This window comes from Bradyrhizobium sp. SZCCHNR1015 (assembly GCF_032489875.1).
In the GTDB taxonomy this organism is placed as follows: Bacteria; Pseudomonadota; Alphaproteobacteria; order Rhizobiales; family Xanthobacteraceae; genus Bradyrhizobium.
In genome coordinates this window covers 478,531-496,356 of record NZ_JAUEYW010000002.1, presented here as the reverse complement: position 1 = coordinate 496,356, position 17,826 = coordinate 478,531, and the positions used below count along the sequence as shown (strand labels likewise).

General features: G+C 66.3%; 19 protein-coding genes. All 19 read right to left on the bottom strand.

Features of this window, described 5'->3' with window-relative positions; all coding sequences use genetic code 11:
• Positions 1 to 5 precede the first annotated feature (5 nt).
• The gene (gene hypE, locus QX128_RS05995; RefSeq protein WP_316236922.1) at positions 6 to 1,046 is read right to left on the bottom strand and encodes a hydrogenase expression/formation protein HypE; all 1,041 of its coding nucleotides are present in this window, start codon (positions 1,044 to 1,046) and stop codon (positions 6 to 8) included.
• Positions 1,043 to 2,170, bottom strand: a complete 1,128-nt coding sequence (hypD, locus tag QX128_RS05990; RefSeq protein WP_316236921.1) for a hydrogenase formation protein HypD — start codon at positions 2,168 to 2,170, stop codon at positions 1,043 to 1,045. Before hypD ends, hypE begins: the two co-directional genes overlap by 4 nt.
• The gene (locus QX128_RS05985; protein ID WP_315802071.1) at positions 2,167 to 2,403 is read right to left on the bottom strand and encodes a HypC/HybG/HupF family hydrogenase formation chaperone; all 237 of its coding nucleotides are present in this window, start codon (positions 2,401 to 2,403) and stop codon (positions 2,167 to 2,169) included. Before QX128_RS05985 ends, hypD begins: the two co-directional genes overlap by 4 nt.
• Positions 2,403 to 4,667, bottom strand: coding sequence for a carbamoyltransferase HypF (gene hypF, locus QX128_RS05980; protein ID WP_316236920.1), 2,265 nt, complete (start codon positions 4,665 to 4,667; stop codon positions 2,403 to 2,405). The genes QX128_RS05985 and hypF overlap by 1 nt, the downstream gene beginning before the upstream one ends.
• Complete coding sequence (gene hypB, locus QX128_RS05975; protein WP_316236919.1) at positions 4,664 to 5,629, bottom strand: hydrogenase nickel incorporation protein HypB; 966 nt, start codon at positions 5,627 to 5,629, stop codon at positions 4,664 to 4,666. The genes hypF and hypB overlap by 4 nt, the downstream gene beginning before the upstream one ends.
• A complete protein-coding gene (gene hypA, locus QX128_RS05970; protein WP_315802068.1) occupies positions 5,629 to 5,970 on the bottom strand; it encodes a hydrogenase maturation nickel metallochaperone HypA in 342 nt (113 codons plus the stop codon). The genes hypB and hypA overlap by 1 nt, the downstream gene beginning before the upstream one ends.
• Complete coding sequence (locus QX128_RS05965) at positions 5,963 to 7,069, bottom strand: nickel-dependent hydrogenase large subunit (protein WP_315802067.1); 1,107 nt, start codon at positions 7,067 to 7,069, stop codon at positions 5,963 to 5,965. Before QX128_RS05965 ends, hypA begins: the two co-directional genes overlap by 8 nt.
• Positions 7,066 to 7,575 (bottom strand): [NiFe]-hydrogenase assembly chaperone HybE, encoded by a 510-nt coding sequence (gene hybE / locus QX128_RS05960; RefSeq protein WP_316236918.1) that lies wholly within the window; start codon positions 7,573 to 7,575, stop codon positions 7,066 to 7,068. The genes QX128_RS05965 and hybE overlap by 4 nt, the downstream gene beginning before the upstream one ends.
• Positions 7,572 to 7,784 (bottom strand): rubredoxin, encoded by a 213-nt coding sequence (locus QX128_RS05955; RefSeq protein WP_315736715.1) that lies wholly within the window; start codon positions 7,782 to 7,784, stop codon positions 7,572 to 7,574. Before QX128_RS05955 ends, hybE begins: the two co-directional genes overlap by 4 nt.
• Positions 7,781 to 8,644: a hydrogenase expression/formation protein gene (locus QX128_RS05950; protein WP_315802065.1), complete on the bottom strand. Its 864-nt coding sequence runs from the start codon at positions 8,642 to 8,644 to the stop codon at positions 7,781 to 7,783. Before QX128_RS05950 ends, QX128_RS05955 begins: the two co-directional genes overlap by 4 nt.
• Positions 8,641 to 9,087 carry a hydrogenase accessory protein gene (locus tag QX128_RS05945; protein ID WP_316181767.1) on the bottom strand — a complete coding sequence of 149 codons (447 nt, stop codon included), beginning with the start codon at positions 9,085 to 9,087 and terminating at the stop codon, positions 8,641 to 8,643. Before QX128_RS05945 ends, QX128_RS05950 begins: the two co-directional genes overlap by 4 nt.
• Before the next feature lie 236 nt (positions 9,088 to 9,323).
• Positions 9,324 to 9,614, bottom strand: coding sequence for a HypC/HybG/HupF family hydrogenase formation chaperone (locus QX128_RS05940; protein WP_315736711.1), 291 nt, complete (start codon positions 9,612 to 9,614; stop codon positions 9,324 to 9,326).
• Between the two features lie 22 nt (positions 9,615 to 9,636).
• Positions 9,637 to 10,224 carry a HyaD/HybD family hydrogenase maturation endopeptidase gene (locus tag QX128_RS05935; RefSeq protein ID WP_315802063.1) on the bottom strand — a complete coding sequence of 196 codons (588 nt, stop codon included), beginning with the start codon at positions 10,222 to 10,224 and terminating at the stop codon, positions 9,637 to 9,639.
• A gap of 15 nt (positions 10,225 to 10,239) precedes the next feature.
• Positions 10,240 to 10,983 (bottom strand): Ni/Fe-hydrogenase, b-type cytochrome subunit, encoded by a 744-nt coding sequence (gene cybH, locus QX128_RS05930; protein ID WP_315802062.1) that lies wholly within the window; start codon positions 10,981 to 10,983, stop codon positions 10,240 to 10,242.
• A 16-nt stretch (positions 10,984 to 10,999) separates the two neighbouring features.
• Complete coding sequence (locus QX128_RS05925; RefSeq protein ID WP_316236917.1) at positions 11,000 to 12,790, bottom strand: nickel-dependent hydrogenase large subunit; 1,791 nt, start codon at positions 12,788 to 12,790, stop codon at positions 11,000 to 11,002.
• Positions 12,791 to 12,811: 21 nt separating this feature from the next.
• Positions 12,812 to 13,915 (bottom strand): hydrogenase small subunit, encoded by a 1,104-nt coding sequence (locus QX128_RS05920; RefSeq protein WP_315802060.1) that lies wholly within the window; start codon positions 13,913 to 13,915, stop codon positions 12,812 to 12,814.
• 234 nt (positions 13,916 to 14,149) lie between these two features.
• Positions 14,150 to 15,589, bottom strand: a complete 1,440-nt coding sequence (locus tag QX128_RS05915; RefSeq protein WP_315802059.1) for a nickel-dependent hydrogenase large subunit — start codon at positions 15,587 to 15,589, stop codon at positions 14,150 to 14,152.
• A complete protein-coding gene (locus QX128_RS05910) occupies positions 15,586 to 16,602 on the bottom strand; it encodes a HupU protein (RefSeq protein WP_316236916.1) in 1,017 nt (338 codons plus the stop codon). The genes QX128_RS05915 and QX128_RS05910 overlap by 4 nt, the downstream gene beginning before the upstream one ends.
• Positions 16,603 to 16,625: 23 nt before the next feature.
• Positions 16,626 to 17,723, bottom strand: a complete 1,098-nt coding sequence (locus QX128_RS05905; RefSeq protein ID WP_316236915.1) for a HoxN/HupN/NixA family nickel/cobalt transporter — start codon at positions 17,721 to 17,723, stop codon at positions 16,626 to 16,628.
• Positions 17,724 to 17,826: the final 103 nt, after the last annotated feature.

Sequence of the window (17,826 nt, the reverse complement as noted above, 5' to 3'; positions counted from 1 at the left end):
GCGTCTCAGCAGATCCGCGGCAGCTGCTCGCCCGACAGCCAGTCGACGATGCGGCCGCCGCCGAAGCTCGTCGCCATCTGGACGAAGCGATGATCATCGGCCACAGCTTCGCCGATCTCAGCCGCATCGCGGCCGAGCGGATGCGCCCTCATGGCGGCGAGAACGGCGCCGGCCAGCTCCGGCGCGACGACCGCGACCAGCTTGCCCTCGTTGGCGACATGCAGGGGGTCGAGCCCGAGCAGCTCGCAGGCGGCCGCGACCGCCGGCTTCACCGGAATCGCTTCCTCCTGCAGACGGAAACCCAGATTCGACTGCTGGGCGATCTCGTTCATCGTGGCCGCAACCCCGCCGCGCGTGGGATCGCGCATCAGCCGGATGCCGGCGCCGCCGGCTGCGACCATGTCGGCGACGAGACCGTGCAGCGAGGCCGAGTCGGAGACGATCTCGGTGTCGAAGGTGAGGTTCTGCCGCCGCGACATGATCGCCACGCCGTGGTCGCCGAGGCTGCCGGACAGCAGTACACGATCGCCGGGCCTGGCCTTGTCGGCAGAGAGATCGAGGCCTTGCGGCAGCACGCCGACACCGGCCGTCGAAATGAACACGCCATCCGCCTTGCCGCGCTCGACCACCTTGGTATCGCCGGTGATGATCGCGATGCTGGCCTCGCGCGCCGCCTCGCCCATCGCATCGGCGATCCGCTTCAGGTCGGAAAACGGAAACCCCTCCTCGATGATGAAGCTGGCCGACAGATACAGCGGCCTGGCGCCGGCCATGGCGATGTCGTTGACCGTGCCGTGCACCGCGAGCGAGCCGATATTGCCGCCGGGGAAGAACAGCGGCGAGACGACATAGCCGTCGGTCGTCATCACCATGCGGCCGGCCGCGACGTCGAACGCCGACTGGTCGTTGCCGCGCGCCAGCCATTCGTTGCCGAACGCCTCGTGGAACAGGCCGGCAATCAGTTGCGCCATCGCGCGGCCGCCGGCGCCGTGCGAGAGGTCGACGCAACCGCTCTTGATGTCGAGCCGGCGCTGGTGAATGCTCATGATGCGAGCCTCCGCTGATGGTCGCGGAAGCGGCCATAGGTCCAATGCGCCGCGCAGGCGCCTTCCGACGACACCATGCAGGAGCCGATCGGCGTCTCCGGCGTGCAGGCGGTACCGAACAACTTGCAGTCCACCGGCTTCTTCAGGCCGCGCAGAATGGCCGGACACTCGCAGGCCGGATTGTCGGCGACGATCAGCTCGGACATCGCGAAGCGCAGCTCGGCGTCGAGATGCGCAAAGGCGGGCCGCAATTTCAATGCGCTCGCCGGAATGCTGCCGAGCCCGCGCCATTCGAACTGATCGCGCAACTCGAAGATCTCGGCGACCTCGCGGATGGCGCGCTGGTTGCCGCTGCCGGTGACGGCGCGACGATACTGGTTCTCCACCTCGTGACGGCCGTCATTGACCTGCTCGATCAGCATCAGGATCGCCTGCATCATGTCGAGCGGCTCGAAGCCCGCGATCACGACCGGCTTGCCGTCATCGCGCGCGAACGGCGCATAGGGCTCGGTACCGATCACGGTAGAGACATGCGCCGGTCCGACGAAGCCGTCGATCTCGATCGGCGTGTCGCTGTCGAGGATCGCGCGCATCGCCGGCGGGGTCAGCACGTGGTTGCAGAACACCGTGAAGTTCGACAATTGCTTCTTCTCGGCGGCCCGGATCATCACGGCGGTCGGCGGCGTCGTCGTCTCGAAGCCGATGGCGAAGAACACCACCTCGCGACCAGGATTCTGCTCGGCCAGCGCGATCGCATCCAGCGTCGAGTATACCATGCGGATGTCGGCGCCGCGCGCTTTCGCCTTGAGCAGCGAGGACCCGCGCGAGCCCGGCACGCGCATCAGGTCGCCATAGACGCAGAGGATGACCTCGGGGCGTTCGGCGAGCGCGATCGCCATGTCGATGCGCCCGGCCGGCAGCACGCAGACCGGACAGCCGGGACCGTGGATCATGCGCACATTGTCCGGCAGCATGTCCTCGAGGCCATAGCGCGCGATCGCATGGGTGTGGCCGCCGCAGAACTCCATGAAGCGATAGGCGCGCGCCGGATCGGCCTTGGCGCGGATGGCGCGCGCAAGCCCGGTCGCCAGTTCCTTGTCGCGAAACTCGTCGGCATATTTCATGGTCTGACCTCCGCCACAACCTCGCCCATCTGCCGGAGCAGGTCGAGCGTCTCGCGCGCCTCCTCCGGATCGATCCTGGCCAGCGCATGGCCGACATGAAGAATGACGTAGTCGCCGACGGCGATCTCCTCGATCAGCGCGATCGAGACCTCCTTGCTGACGCCGTCGATCGAGACGATCGCCATGTCGTCAGGCAAGAGCTTGATCACCTCGGCAGGAATGGCCAGGCACATCAGACGGTCCCTCCAGACACCATATTGTTTTGCGTGAGATGCAGACCCGCCACCCAGGCCTGCCCGAGGCTGAGGCCGCCATCATTGGGCGGCAGCCGGCGCGGCAGCAGCGGGTCGAGGCCTGCGGAACGGCAGCCGCGCACGATCTGTTCGGCCAGATGCGCATTGAGGAAGCAGCCGCCGCTCAGCACGATCGTGCCGATGCCGGTCGCGCGCGACGCGCTCGTGATCCAGTCGACGCAGGCTTCGGCCAACGTGCCGTGAAACAGCCCCGCCGCTTCGACGGCGCCGGGATCACCCGCGATCAGATGCGCGAGCAGCGGCCGCAGCGACAGCACGCCATCGGCAATGGTCCAGCCGCGCTCCAGCGTCGCCGGTTCCCGCACCAGCGCCTCCAGCTTCATCGCCGCCTCGCCTTCGTAGCTCTGCACCGTGTTGACACCGAGCAGGCCGGCCACGGCATCGAACAACCGGCCGGCACTGCTGGTGACCGCGGCATCGGCACGATCCAGCAGCATCGGCATGTTTCGCGCCTGCGGCTGGGTCGCAAAACGCCACCCGATTTCGTCACCGCGACCAATATCGTGCAGCACGGAAGCCGCCATCCGCCACGGCTCCCGTGCGGCCCGGTCGCCGCCCGGCATCTTCAATGGAGCGAGATGGCCGAGGCGCTGGAAGACTGCTCCGTCGCACGACAGCAGCTCACCGCCCCAGGCGCCGCCATCGCTGCCATAGCCGTAGCCATCCAGCACCAGCGCGAGGGCGGGGCTGGTCACGCCATGCTCGGCCATGACCGAGGCCGCATGCGCATGGTGATGCTGCACCGGCAGCGTCGGCAGACCGTGTGCCAGCGCGAACCGCGTCGACGCCATGTCCGGGTGCAGGTCATGCGCGATCGCGACCGGCTCGACGTCCAGGATGGAGGTGAGATGCGCGATCGTCTCCTCGAAGAAGCGGATCGCAGCCCCGGTGTCGAGATCGCCGAGATGCTGCGACACGAATGCCTCGTCGCCGCGCGTCACCGTCACCGTCGCCTTCAGCTGAGCGCCGACCGCGAGCACCGGCGGCACGGCGCGCGCGAGCCGGATCGGCTCCGGAACATAGCCGCGCGCGCGCCTGACGAAGCGGGGAACGCCGGCCACGACAGCAAGCACGGAATCGTCGGCGCGGATGACGATGTCGCGATCGTGGGTGACGATCAGATCCGCAATGTCGGCGAGGTCCGCGCGCGCCTCGTCATTGTCGGTCAGCAGCGGCTCGCCACTTGGATTGGCGCTGGTGCAGACCACCGCCCATGGTCCATCAGCGGCCGGCCGGCGCGCCTCCAGCGCATGGAAGATCAGATGATGCAGCGGTGCGAGCGGCAGCATCACGCCGATCTTCGAAAGGCCCGGTGCGACCGAGGACGCGACACGTTGGCGCGAGCGCAGCAGCACGATCGGTCGCGCCACCTGCTCCAGCAGCGCGCGCGCAGGCGCATCAATCTCGGCAATCTCGGTTGCAGCGTCGACCGTAGCGAGCATCACGGCGAACGGCTTGCCATCGCGCTGCTTGCGCGCGCGCAGCCGCTGGACGGCCTGCTCATCCCGGGCGTCGCACAGCAGCTGATAGCCACCGAGACCCTTGATGGCCACGATCCTGCCATTCGCGAGCACGGCTGCGATATCATCGATGCCATGGCTGAGCCGCGGCCCGCAACGCGGGCACGATATCGCCTCGGCATGAAAGCGGCGCCCGGCGGGATCTTCGTAATCGGACCGGCACGCCTCGCACATCGGAAAGCGCTTCATCGAAGTGGACGCGCGATCGTAGGGCAGGCGCTCGGCGATGGTGAAGCGCGGGCCGCAATGGGTGCAGTTGACGAAGGGATAGAGATGGAAGCGGCTATTGCGATCGAACAGCTCGGCCAGGCACGCGTCACAGGTGGCGGCGTCGGGCACGATCCGCGTCGTGACGCGCCCGCCCGTGCTCTGGGCGATCCGGAAGCCCGTGCTGCAATCGGCCACGATCGGCTCGACGGCGATGTCGTCGATGCGGGCCAGCGGCGGCGCCTGCTGCGGCAGCGCCGCGACGAAGTCAGCGACCTCGTCGCCCTCGACCTCGATCAGCACGCCATCAGCGTCATTGGCGACGAAGCCGCCGAGCCGATGGCGCGTGGCCAGGCCGTGGACATAGGGACGAAAGCCGACGCCCTGCACGGCGCCGCGGACGCGGAGCCTGAGGCGCGCATGGTTCGCCGCCGATGTCCGGCCGGGCGTGCTCATCCCCGCACCGCGTTCGCTGCGCTCGCCCGCATCCGCTCAGACTGCTTCCTGATCCAGGCGTAGAACGCAGAAAGGCCCTCGCCTGTCTTCGCGGAGATCGTCAGCACCTCGATCTTCGGATTGACGCGGCGGGCATATTCGATCGTCTGCGCAAGATCGAAATCGAGCACCGGCGCCAGATCGATCTTGTTGATCAGCATCAGCGATGATGCCGCGAACATGTCGGGATATTTGAGCGGCTTGTCTTCGCCCTCGGTGGTCGAGAACACGACGATCTTGCAAGCTTCGCCGAGATCGAAGGCGGCCGGACAGACGAGGTTGCCGACATTCTCGATGAACAGCAGCCCGCCGCGCAATGACGGCAGCCGGCCAAAGGCTTCGCCGACCATGGCCGCGTCGAGATGACAGCCCTTGCCGGTGTTGATCTGGATCGCCGGCACGCCGGTGGCGCGGATGCGCTCGGCATCGTTGGAGGTCTGCTGGTCGCCCTCGATCACCGCGACGGGCCGGCTCTGCTTGAGATCGGAGACGGCGCGCACCAGCAGCGAGGTCTTGCCGGCGCCTGGGCTGGAGACGAAATTGAATGCCAGCACGTCATGCGCGGCGAATCGCGCGCGGTTTTCTGCCGCGAGCCGGTTGTTCTTGCCGAGAATGTCGCGTTCGATCTGGATGATGCGCCCGCTGGAGAGACCGGCAACCTCCTGTCCGGCCGGATTGGCCGAACAGTCGACGTGGTCGGCAGCATGATCATGATGATGATCATGCGCGCGACCGTGATCATGATAGTGATCATCGTGATGGTGACCATGCTCGTGATCATGATGGCCGTGATGGTGATGATGTCCGAACTGATCATGGCTGTGATCATGTCCATGAGCATGATGATGCTCGCCGTGATCGTGATCATGATCACCGGTCTCGATGGAGGACTTGCCGTCACTGCAGCCACACACCGTGCACATTACTCGACCTCCAGCTCCTTGACCCGCATGTCCTCACCGCCCGTGACCTGCAGCTGATGACTGCCGCAGACCGGACAAGGCTGATAGCGTTGGCTGATCTCGACGCTGCGCGAGCAGCCCAGGCACCATGCCGTGCCCGGCTGTTCGATGATCTCGAGCGCTGCCCCCTGCAACAGGGTCTTCGCGGTCACCGCCTCGAAACAGAATCGCAGCGCCTCCGGCGCGACATGGCTGAGCGCACCGATCTCCAACCATACGGTCTTCACCGTGGAGAAGGCGCCCTTGCGTGCCTCCTGCTCGACGATCTCGACGATGCCTTCGCACAGCGCCATTTCATGCATCGGCCATCCCCCGGAACGCCAGGTGATAGCCGACGCAGGGATCGAACGATCCGACCATCGTATGGACGGCGTGGCGATCGACGGTGCCGCGCAGCGCAACTCCCGTGAGGCTCCTCACGACAGGACCACGCGGGTGAAAGTTCCATTCCGTCGGCGCCAGATACTCGAAACGCGAGACCGTGCCGTGCGCATCCAGCTCGATCGCGTGATGCAGCCGGCCGCGCGCGCATTCGACCGCGGCGGCGCCGCGCCGCGGGCCAAGCCCGTAGCTTGCGACGGCATGCGGGTCGGCCGCGGCGGCCTCCGCCTCACCCGCCTCGATCAAGCGGAGCAGCTCGGCAATCTCAGCGATCTTGGCTGAGAGGCGTTCGACGGGGCCGGCTGATGCCAACTGATGGCGCTCCGCATAGCGGGCCCAGACTCCGGTCTCCGGAACGCGGCCGTCAAGTTCGGGAGCCTCAGCAAAGGCAGATCCCACGTCGATCAATCGCGTGACGATGGCGCCATCATCGGCGGCCGACAGGATGTCGTGCTCGGCCGGCATGTGGCTCCATCCTCCATCATCGGCGGCCTTCCGGGCCGCGTCCATCATCGATGCAAGCGGAGTTCCCGGCAGAACCGGCTCCGCTGGCCAGCCTATGCCCAGAGCCACCATGCCCATCTTGATTTGAGACAAGGTTGCAGCGCGAGATTGCTGCGGGGCATCAGCGTCGGAAGGCGTCTGCAGCGAGGCGATCGCCTGCAACAGCCGTTGCACCGGCTGCGCGACACTGCGATTGTCCGCCATTGAAGCAATCAGCAGACCGCGCATGAGTTCGGCGAAGCGTTCCGCCAGCACGGCCTGGATCCGACGATGGCGCGTCGACGGCGCAGCCTGCTCGCCGCGGGCCGCCTCCAGCGCCGAGAGCAGCGCGACCTGGTGTGCACCGGCGCACAGCGAGAACAGCCGCGGCAGGGCCGCAAGCAGCATCTCGGCCGGCTTGCCGGCGAACAGCCGTTCCAGCGGCGGCCGCGTGCGCGGCTGAATGTCGACGCCGACGATCAGCTGATCAGCGACCGACAGCGTGACGTCGATGCGGTTGCGGAACGTGAGGGTCATGCGCGGCCCTCGGAAAGGGTCCCACGCAGGAACGCCCGGCGATCGATCGTGCTCGACGCCTTCGCAGCGCGTTCGGACGACAGGTCATCCTCCGGCGCCGTCATCAGCGCGGCCAGAGCGGCCTCAGCCGCCGCACGCGCCGCGACCATGTCGTCGAACTGGAACATCGGCGAGAACAGCGAGCAGCTCGCGATCCGCCCGATCCCGGCGATATCACCGATCGTGAACTCGAACGAGCCGGCCGGAAGCACGATCTTGACGACGGATCCCGCGGAGCCCTGGGCGGCCGGAGTGACCACGTTCATGAACCACGGCGTGACGACGATGCCGAGGATGCGGCCCTCGACAACCGAAAATCCAATCGCCTCGACGTCGAGCGCGTCGTGATAGATCGGCAGATCGCGCATCGCACGCGCGCCGATCTCGCGATAGAAGCCGGCGAGACGCTCGCCCCACGCGACCGGCGTGACGTCAGACGTGCCCTGCCCGGCCGCCTCAGCGCTCATGGCTCGACCACCATGAACTTGGCTTTCGGCGCATCGCAGTTCGGGCAATGCCAGTCGTCCGGCAGCGCCGCGAACGGCGTCCCCGGCGGAATCTGCGCGACGCCGTCACCTTCGGCCGGATCGTAGCGCGTCCAGCAGATGCCGCACTCCAGCAACACGTCATCAGCGAGATCGCTGCGGACACCGAAATTCTCGAAGCCGCCGCTCATGTGAAATAGGCCTCGATGATCTGGGTCAGGCGCTCGGCCGAATCCTCGAAATCCTCAGCCGCGGCGAGCGCGACCACCGGCACGCCGCCGACTTCGAGGGTGTCGAGAATGATCGTATCCATGGCGTTGAAGAACTGCACCGACCAGACATGGCGGATGCCGGTCGCGAGCACGCGGCAGGTGCCGTAGCCGCGCGACATCAACTGGATCGGGCCGTTGCCGAGCGTCTGCTGCAGGAAACTCATGTCGGCCGGGCTCATCGGCAGCAGCGTGAAGTTGATGGTCTGCGAGCGCTGGCCCGGTCGCCAGGACAGCGCGCGCTCGCGGATCTCGGCGAGCACCGGCAGCGCGTTCATCGTGCCCTCGGGCACAGGGCCGATCACGATGTCACCCGCGGTCAGATCGGCGGCCGCGCGCGACACGATCTCCGGCACGGCGCCGACCTCGATGTAGTCGTGGCGCTCATCCGCTTCCAGCCGCACCCGCCAGATGCCGGCGAGCACCGATTCCTGGATTTGAGCCAGCGTCCCGTCGGGAAGAGCCACGACGCCCGCGACCTCGCCCTCGCCCAGCACGTCGTCGATCAGCCGCCGCTCGAGATCGTTGAGGCCTTCGAGACGGAATAATTGCGTCGGTGCGCCGGCAGTCTGCGCCGCGATGGCGGATGCAATCGTCGACAGCAATTCGACCGCGCGCGGGCAGCTCCGCGCCAGCGCCTCCGAGTCGAGCGAGGCCAGCTTGGCCAGCGCTCCGGAGGCGGTCAGCCCCTTGTGGGAGGTATCGAGCGCCTCTTCGCCGATCGGAAAGATGTTGACCGGCTCCTCGGCTCCTTCAGGCGCGATCCAGAATCCCGGCTTCATCGCTCGACTCCCGCAGGCTGATGGACTGGGACGATGCTGGCGACGACCGCCGCCGTCGCGCCCTGCGGCCGGTCGATCAGCCGCGAGATGCGGTCGACATAGACAGACCAGTCCTGGATCTTGGCGATCAGGCCAAGCGTCTCCGCGCCGCGGCACAGGATCAGGCTCGGCTGCACGCGCACGCCAAATCGCGCCCCGAGCTCGGCCTCCGCGTCGCGCGCGATGATGGCGCCACGCAGCCGGCCCTGAAACGCCGTGATCAGCTCCGGCAGCACGATGGCCACGTCCAGCGCCTCCGGAAATCGCGCGGGATCCCCGGCCGACAGCAGCACGGCGACAAGCCCGGCGCAATCAGCCTCGGCGAGAAAGGCATCGACGGTGCCGGTATCGACCTCCGGCAACCCGCCTCGCGCGCGCGCGGGGTCACGCTGCTGCATTTCCATCGGTGTTTCTCCCTGACCAGTTATCGTTGCCATATTCCCCATGATCAGCAATCGGCGTGCCAGACACCCACGCGGGGCCGATAGCATCCAAGACATTGAAAAATATTCGGTTTTTATTGCAACTAAGGATTGCGCAAGAAATCGGAAAGGTGCTTTCCAGACAAAGCCTGCAAACTTACTTCATCTATGGAAATTCTGTTATCAGCAATCCGGCGCTGCCCGAGGGCATCACGCCTCTACCGCAAATGCTCCGGAAGCTCCGGCTCGCGCCCGATCAGATCCGCGAAGAAGTCATCGCAATTCTCGCCGTTCACGGCCGCCTGCAGGCCGCGCAGCGCCTCACCGATCAGCCGCGCCTCTTCGTCATCGAGCAGGCGAACGGCGTTGTCGATATAGACGAGCACCTTGGCCCCCACCGGCGGGTTCGACAGCAACAGCACCGAGACGCGGCGCTCCTCGCCGTCGAAGCTGCACAGTGCCGAGACGCCATCGGTCTCGAGGATTGTCATCGGCAGGCCAAGACACATGGCGGATCCCCTCGCGGCGCGGTCACTCGGCCGGGCGCGCCCGCAGCTCGTAGCTGTGATGGTCGATGTCGTTCGCGAGCAGGCGTTCGTCGCCGGCGAGCGGTTCACGCCGCGGCACGGCGGGTGCGCCCCATTCCGCCAGCAGGGCGCAGGCCAGCTCGATCGACGGCCCGATCTGCGCGAGGACAGGCGCGGTCAGCGGCCCACCCCAATCCTCGAGGTCGAGCGGCTGGCAGCCGATCAGCGCAAGCCGTTGCGGATAACGGCCGAGCAGGTCGGCCGCGCTCAGCACTTCCTGGAAGCCCGTCTGGTGCAGGCTCATCTTCTTGGCGCCGGTGAAGCGCGGCACCTCGTCGTCCCGGACCAGCTTGAGCTCGCCCGGCACGAGGCCGTAGTCGATGGCGTCGAACACGATCAGACTGTCGGCTTCCTCGACATAGTTGACGAGGTAGAGTCCTTGCGTGCCGCCATCGAGGATCGTGACGTTGTCGGGCACGGTGAAGCGGCGGTGGAATTCCTCCACCACCCGCACACCGAAGCCTTCGTCAGCCCAGAGAATGTTGCCGATCCCGAGCACCAGAATGCGGTCGCGCCCGCGCTCATCGACCATGCCGGCCCCCCTCTGTCAGTCGCGGAACTGCCGCTCGCCCGAGATCATCGAGGAGATGATGCTCTGGCGCGACATGATGTCTTCGCGAATGGCGGCATAGACGTGCACCATCACGAAGGTGACCAGCGCCCACATCCCGAGATGATGCCAGGTATGGACGTCCTGGCTGTTCGGCCAGATGGCGAATACCCAGCCGAACAGCTTGTGCTGCCAGCTGTCGATCCCGGTGCCTTCCGAATAGAGCGCAAAGCCGGTGACGATCATGAAGGTCACGAACAGCGTGAAGCCGGTGAACATCGCCGTCTGCGCCAGCGGATTGTGGCCGACATACATCTTCGGCTCACGTTCCAAGAAGGCGTACCAGCGGATCTCGTGCAGCACCTCCTTCCAGAATTGCTTGCGATGCACCGGAATGTAGAAGATCTGCCGGGAGTGGTGGTTGCCGACGAAAGCCCAGAAGATGCGGGCGAGGAAGAACACCGCCAGCACCTGTCCGGCCGCGAAATGGGCAAAGCGGATGTAGCCCATCACGAAATTCGCCGACGCCTCCCCCGACACCGTCGGCAGCGGTGATCCGATCAGATAGCCGGTGATCATCAGAACGATGATCGCGAACGCGTTGACCCAGTGGCAGATGCGCACCGGCGCTTCGTAGACATAGACCGTGGGCCGGCCGACCGCATGCTCGCCGGCGGCGTCGGCTGCGATCGCGGCGATGTCCGTCCCCGACTCGGGCGGGCGTGCAACTGCATCCATCATGACCCTGCTCCCCGTGCTACCTGACCTTGACCTTGGCCAGCTCCTGGCCATCCGGACTCATGACGTGCGTCGAGCAGGCCAGGCACGGATCGAAGGAATGGATCGTGCGCAGGATCTCCAGCGGCTGCTCGGGATTGGCCATCGGGGTGTTCATCAGCGACGCCTCGAAGGCGCCGATGTTGCCCTTGGGATCCCTCGGCGAGCCGTTCCAGGTCGTCGGCACGACGCACTGGTAGTTGTCGATCTTGGTGTCCTTGATCTTGATCCAGTGCGCGAGCGCGCCGCGCGGCGCCTCGGTGAAGCCGACGCCCTTGGCCTCCTTCGGCCAGCTCTCCGGCTTCCATTTGTCGACATTCGCCGTCGAACTGTCGCCGGCCTTGATGTTGGCGATCAGCTTGTCCTGGAAGTAGCGCATCTGCCGTCCGGCCCAGACCGATTCCAGCGCACGCGCCGCAGTGCGGCCGAGCGTCGAGAACAGCGCGGTCAGAGGCAGGTCGAGATCCTTCAGGAACTTGTCGACCGGGTCCTTGAACTCCGCCTTGTTCTGCGCATAGCCGACGACCCAGCGTGCGAGCGGCCCGACCTCCATGGCGTGGCCGCGCCAACGCGGCGCCTTGATCCAGGAATATTTGCCGCCCTCGTCGAGCTCCTTGATGTCGGTCTTGGTGCCCTTCGCGTTGGGGCCAAGCACGTAGTTCGGCTCGGTGATGCCGTCCCAGGGATGCAGCCCCTTGGTCTCGTCGGGATATTTGTACCAGGAGTGAACCACGAACTCCTGGATCTCGTCCGGATTGGCATGATCGACCGGAAACACCTCCGACAGATTGCCGTTGATGATCGCACCGCGCGGCAGCTTCAGGCTCTTGGCCGAGTAGTCGTTGGCATGCTCGGGCACGTCGCCATAGGCGAGCACGCTCTTGCCGGACAGGCCGCCGCCGTAGAGCCAGTCCTTGTAGAACGAGCCGATCGCGGCCACGTCGGGAAGATAGACCAGCTCGTTGAACTCGATCAGGCGATCGATGATCGACGAGACGAGATTCAGCCGCTCGATGTTGATGGCGCCGACCGCGCCGGTGCCGTCGATGTTGATCGGACACGGCACGCCGCCCACCAGCCAGTTCGGATGTGGATTCTTGCCGCCGAAGATGGTGTGGATCTTGACGATCTCCTTCTGGAAATCGAGTGCCTCCAGATAGTGTGCCACGGCCATCAGATTGGCCTCAGGCGGCAGCTTGTAGGCCTTGCTGCCCCAATAGCCGTTCTTGAACGGACCGAGCTGGCCGGACTCGACGAACTTCTTGAGACGGGTCTGCAGGTCCCTGAAATAGCCGGGCGACGACAGCGGCCAGCTCGAGATCGACTGCGCCAAGGTTGACGTCGCCTTTGGATCGGCCGAGAGCGCCGAGACCACGTCGACCCAGTCCAATGCGTGCAGATGATAGAAGTGCACGACGTGGTCGTGCACCTGCAGCGCAAGCTGCATGAGGTTACGAATGGAGTTGGCATTCTCCGGAATGGTGATGCCGAGCGCGTTCTCGACCGCGCGCACCGATGTGAGCGCGTGCGTTCCGGTGCAGACGCCGCAGATCCGCTCGGTGAAGGCCCAGGCGTCGCGCGGATCGCGGTTCTTGAGGATCACCTCGATACCGCGCCACATCGTGCCGGTGGAGACCGCATTGCGGATCACGTTGTCGGAATCGACGTTGACCTCGACCCGCATGTGTCCCTCGATGCGGGTGACCGGATCGACGACGATGCGCTTGCCGGAATTGTCGAGATTGAAGCCGTTGGGAGTCTGGATGCCCATCGTTGCCTGTCCTGAATTCGATCAATGATCTTGCTTGGCGTTTTCCTTGGCGTCGTCGCGTTTGGTCGCGAGACGCTTGACCGCCGTGACCGCCGCATGCGCTGCGACCGCCGCACCTACCGTGCCCGCGGCCACCATGCCGACCTGGTCGGCGTTGTGCTCGATGCCGAACTGCTTGATGTTGGTGAGGCGGTCGTAGAACGAGCCCTTGTCCCAGAAGCCGTCCTCCGAGCAGCCGATGCAGCCATGACCCGACTGGATCGGGAACGATACGCCGCCATTCCATCGCACCGTCGAGCAGGCGTTGTAGGTGGTGGGGCCCTTGCAGCCCATCTTGTAGAGGCAGTAGCCCTTGCGCGCCGCCTCGTCGTCCCACTCCTCGACGAACTGGCCGGCGTCGAAATGCGGCCGGCGATAGCACTTGTCGTGGATGCGCTGTGAGTAGAACATCTTCGGCCGGCCCTGGCGGTCGAGCTCTGGCAGCTTGCCGAAGGTGGTGATGAAGGTGACGACGCCGGTCATGACCTCGGCGATCGGCGGGCAGCCCGGCACCTTGATGATCGGCTTGTTGGTGATGACCTTGTCGATCGGCGTCGCCTGCGTCGGATTCGGCTTCGCCGCCTGCACGCAGCCCCAGGAGGCGCAAGCGCCCCAGGCGATGATCGCCATCGCGTCCTCGGCCATCATCTTCAGCTTCTCGACGAACGGCTTGCCGCCGTCGATGCAGAACATGCCACCTTCGTTCAGCGGCGGATTGCCCTCGACCGCGAGAATGTACTGTCCCTTGTACTTCGCGCGCGTCTCTTCGAGGATGGCCTCGGCCTGGTGGCCGGCCGCCGCCATGATGGTGTCGTCATAGTCGAGCGAGATCATCGACAGCACGGCATCCTTCACCAGCGGATGCGCCGAGCGGATGAAGCTCTCCGAGCAGCAGGTGCATTCGAGCCCGTGCATCCAGATGACCGGCGTGCGCGGCTTGGTCTCCAGCGCATTGGCGATGCGGCTCGCCGCGACCGGCCCGAGCCCGAGGCTCGTCGCCGTCAGGCTGCAGAATTTGTGAAAGCTGCGCCGCGTGATGCCCTGACGCCGGATGACGCTGTAAAAAGTTTCCGTTGCCGCGCCCATGAGTCCTCCCCCTGATATCGCGTTGGCGATCGTGTGATCGCGTTCTGGCGAGAAGGACAGCAAGATGCGGGCCAGCATCATCCCTGGATTTGAATCATAATGATTCCAGATGCTTGAAGCAGTGAGGCCGCAGCGGCTAAGGCTTCGACAGCGGATCGCGCGCGATAATCGGAAATCACGCGCTTTGCACCGACAAGCTTGTTTCCGCTTGCTGCCTACCTGTGTGCAGCGCGCTCAATGCGCCGTGCAGACCATGCACGGATCGAACGACCGCACGACGTGCTGGATGCCGACCGCACGAGCGCCGGCATCGCCGACCTCGGTGCCGACCAGCGCCTGTTCGAGCGGACCGGCTATCCCATCCGCGTCGCGCGGAGAGAAATTCCAGCTGGTCGGCGCGATGATCTGATAGCGCTCGATGCGGCCGGAGCGCACCGCGAGCCAGTGGCCCAGGCTGCCGCGCGCAGCTTCCACGAGCCCGACGAAATTGCCGTCGGCCGTACTGGCGCTGTTGTCGCAGAACGGCTCGTTGAGACGCAGTGCCTTGATCCAATGCTCGATCGCCAGCGCGAGGCGCGCGGTCTCGATCAGCCGGGCGATGACACGATTGCGGACATTGCTGCGACCGCCCGCGAGCAGCGCGGAGATCAACGGCTGACCGTCGATGGCCTGCCTTGCGAGAGCGCCGACCTCGACCGGTTCTCCCGCAAGCCGCGGCGCCTTGCACCAACTATAGGCGTCGGGCTTGTCGGCGTCGGGCTCGGTCCGGCTCTCGGCCGGATCGAGCGAGGTCGCACGCATCCAGGCGTGCGACACGTCCTCCGTGATCCGATTCGACGGCAGCGCTTCGGTCGTTCCATCGCGGGTGCGAAGCCCGGCGCGGAAGTGCGCACTGTCAGACTCGTGATAAGCGCCGAAACTCATCAGCAGGCCGGAGCCCGGGCCAAGATGCGCCAGATCGAGCGCGTCGGCGATGCGCAGGAAATGCGCGAAGTCGCCGGCGCGGCCCTCGCGCCAACGGTCGAGCTCGTCCGACGTCGACAAGGCGAGCACATTCTCCAGCCTGTCGGCAAACACGGCGCGTTCAAGAAAACCGCGAAACGACGCCGCGATCGCGTTGAGGCGCACGCGCTCGCCAAGCTCGATCGCGCGCGTGGTCCCGCCCGGCTGGAAGGCGAGACTGTGCGGCCATTTGCCGGCGATCAGGCCCATGATCTCGAGCAGCCGCGCGCGCGCCGGCAACGCTTCGCGAGCCGCGCTGCCCTTCGTCGCCGCGAAACGCTCGGCCGCAGCCGAATGCCAAGCGTGCGCGACGTAGGCGTCGCGGGCGAAGTCCGGCATGAAGAAGATGTAGAAATGCGTCAGATGGTCCGCCGCGTTCTCGGCCGCATGGGCAATGTTGGCCGCGAGGATGCCGTTTGGCGCTGCCGCAATGCCCATGGCCTGGCGCAACGCGGCGGCGGCGGCGATCGATTGCGACACCGAGCAGATGCCGCAGATTCGCGGTGCGATCACCAGCGCGTCCAGCGGCGGCCGCCCCTCCAGGATCTGCTCGAAGCCGCGATAGAGCGGCGCCGTCACTTCCGCCCTGGTGACGCGGCCGCTCTCGATATCGAGCCTGACCTCGAGGTCGCCTTCGACACGATTGAACGGCCCGACCGTGATCCGCGTCATGGACGGCGCTTGTCACTGGCCCGGCCCGGCGGCACCACGACGTGATCCGCCGTCGCATTGACCCGTACGCGGCGCGGCGTGGCCGATTTCGACAGCGCGGCGAGCGCCACGAACCAGGCTTTCGGCATGTCGGTCGGAAGGCCTACGGGAATGCCCGCGAGCTTCGCCGTCTCCAGATAGTTCTGCGTGCTCTCGAAGCCCGGCGAGGTGCAGGCGATGCAGGCGTACCCGCCCTTGGTGCAGGAGCCGCCGCCATTCCAGGAGCGCTGATTGCAATCGCCGACCGCCTGCGTCGCCCGGCAGCCGAGATGCTCCATCAGGCAGCCGCGCTCCGACATCGTCTCAGCGCTCGCCTTGAACTCGTAGAACTCGTTGCGCGAGCAGCCGTGATGAGCCAGGTGATTGGCGATGAAGGTCGGACGTCCCACTGCGTCGAGGCCGTCTGCCGTCAGATCGCCCGAGGTGAGCGCCAGCAGGCTTTCCATCATCCAGCCCGGATGCGGCGCGCAGCCTGCGACGTTGATCACCGGCAGCCCGCGTTTCGAGCGGAATCCCGCGCCGAGCGCGCCGCCGATGTCACTGCCCTCAAACTGCAATCCGACCGCGTCGGTCGGGTTGATGCCGGCAGCAGGAATGCCGCCATAGGCCGCGCAGCTGCCGACGGCGACGACGTAGTCGGCCAGCGGCGCCAGATCGAGCAGCCAGTGATAGATCGAGCGGTTGGTGCCGGCGAGCATGTTGAAGCGGCCGGTCTGACCAGGTCCGCGCGCCACCGAGCCCTCGAGCACCAGCAGATCGAGCCGCTCGCGGCCGTCGCGGATCGCTTCCAACAGTCCGACGACTTCGTCCCCGGTCTCTTCGCTGACAGAGGGGTGCCAGATCAGGTCGATGCCGGACTGGCGCAGCTCGTCGAACCAGCCGGACGCGCCGCTCTCCAGGATCGACATCGTGCAGCCGCCGCAGCTCGCGCCCTGCAGCCACAGCATTCTGGTCATTTCGTCCGAGCCGGCCATCATCCGCACCCGCGCGCTCGATCCTATTTCGCCCTCGGGTTTAGCGCCCCGGCGCGAACGCTGGCAAGCTCCTCACCCGGCGCATCCTCGGAACCGCCCGGACGGCGGCCAAGCAGCATGGCACCCGCCCAGATCAGGCCGAACAGTCCGATGGCGACGATCCCGAGGTTGGCGAGATCATCGCCCAGCGCAGTGACGACCTCGGCCCATCCGCCGGTGAAGCCAAGCCGGGGCGTCAGCAGCGCGACCGCCTCGACGCCGCCGATCACCAGCGCGATCGCGACCGAGGCGCCGGTGATGACCAGATTGTAGCGCCGCTTGCGCGCGGGATCCGTGAGCGCCCAGCGATAGGCGCCGGCCATCAGCATGCTGTCGGCGGTGTCGACGGTGGCCATCGCCGCGGCGAACAGCGCCGGGAATACCAGCACATGCGCCAGGCTCGCCCCACGCGCCGCCTCGGTCGCCGACAGGCTGAGCAGCCCGATTTCGCTGGCGGTGTCGAAGCCGAGGCCGAACAGGAAGCCGAGCGGGTACATGTGCCAGGCGCGGGACACGACGCGGAGCACCGGCCGCAGCAGACGAATGAGCAGGCCCCGCCCGGCGCTACCGGCGGCATCCATGTCGGAATGGGGGTGGGATGGGCGGCGCCAGAGGTTCACGAACAGCACCAGATTCGCGAAGGCGATCAGCAGCAGGAAGCCTGCGGAGACCGAGGTGCCGATGGTGCCGCCGATCGCACGGATGGCGCTGTCCTCACTCAACAGATCTGCGCCGGCCGCCAGGCTCACCACGATGGTGGCGATGACGACGACGCTGGAATGGCCGAGCGCAAAATAGAGGCCGGCGGCGCGCGGGGCGCGACCGTCCTGCACCAGCTTCCGCACGACGTTGTCGATCGCCGCGATGTGGTCCGCATCGACGGCATGGCGCAGACCGAGCAGCCAGGCCAGCAGCGCGGTGCCGACGATGGCGGGCCGGTCGGCGTAGAGCGCGAAGGCCCAGGCCCAGGCGAGCGCGTTGGCGGCGACCAGCCCGGCGACGAGCGCAACGGTCCTGCCGGGCTGCGACCGCCACCACAACAGCCGCGGGGCACGAGGATGATCAATTGGAACAATCGTCATACTCGGACCATAGCAAGAGGCAGGCCAGTTCGGTAAGGGCCGCGGCAGGCGAAAGCTGCAGGAAAAATCGGCTGCACTTGCCGGATCGCCCGCTCGCTTGGCA